Raw genomic sequence first — 1,072 nt, 5'->3', positions numbered from 1 at the left:
GCTGTACCAAGCCCAAACCGAACCGCTAAATTTTAAATTCTACAAAAGTATCATCGCACATAAATTTTAATTCGGCAAATGCGCAAAATTTAGGTAAAATTCCACCCAAACGCTTTGACGGTCAAAATTTAAAGGGCGAAAATGACGAATTTCGAGTACGCCAGTCGCATTAACGAGACTGCTGGGCTAGATCTTGTGATTTAGATTGCGAAGAGATCGATCTGCAGGATAAGCTTTACGGGCTTTTTCAGTGCTTCATGCCTGACGGCGCCGGCGTGGAGGCAGTGTTTGCGCCGCTGCAAAACGGCGCTGAGCTACAAGCGCGCATAATGCCGATCTACGCAGTCACGGCGCAGCAGACGCGGGAAGCATTCGATCAAGGCGTGGCGCCCGGGTATTTTTGTCCGCCGCAAGATACTAAATTTGACGAAGAAGCGCTTAAGAGCCTAGCTTTAGCGCATGTTCGAAATTTAAAAATTTTTGCCGAGTTTATCGACGATGACGAGCTTTTAAAAATGCTTGGCGAAATAAAATCCGCGCGCGTGCAGGAAGGTTTTGATTTTAGGGGGCATGAAGGCGAACTTACGGACGCCGTCTATGGGGCGATCACGGAGTGGATGATAGACGCGCCTAAGCTCGATGCGAAGCTGTGGGTGCTCGGCGAGGCGTGCTATTCGATCGACTGCGACTACCTGCTCTCAGCGTATTTACAGTATCCAAACTACGCGCAAAGGCCGCAGGAGGACTTTTTAAAGCCCTACTTCGAGCTGTATCTAGCGGGGCGGCAGATCACGTTTGAGCGCGGCGAGGTCGTGGTTTTTATGCGCTAAATTTACGCGGGCAAAGGAAGCGAATGGGCGCTCACAAGCGACTAAAATTTGAGTCTTTCAAAAAAAAGGAAGCGAGCGACGTTCACGAACGGCTAAAATTTAAGTTCAGCGAGTATGGGCACAAACGCCTATCGCATATCCAAAAAACCTGCGTCGTAATCAAGTAATCTAGCAGGTTGTCTACGTTGCGTCAAATCGCTTAAAATATTTCTGCTTTGCGTAGTCGCCGTTTTCAGCACCTT

Annotated in this window: 1 protein-coding gene; it reads left to right on the top strand. The window is 48.6% G+C overall.

From position 1 onward, the window contains the following. The first annotated feature begins 275 nt into the window (after positions 1 to 275). Complete coding sequence (locus tag Q0614_RS00780) at positions 276 to 830, top strand: hypothetical protein (protein WP_298785841.1); 555 nt, start codon at positions 276 to 278, stop codon at positions 828 to 830. Positions 831 to 1,072 lie beyond the last annotated feature (242 nt).

Source organism: uncultured Campylobacter sp. (assembly GCF_937997595.1).
Taxonomy (GTDB): domain Bacteria; phylum Campylobacterota; class Campylobacteria; order Campylobacterales; family Campylobacteraceae; genus Campylobacter_B.
This window is presented reverse-complemented; position numbering and strand designations above follow the sequence as displayed.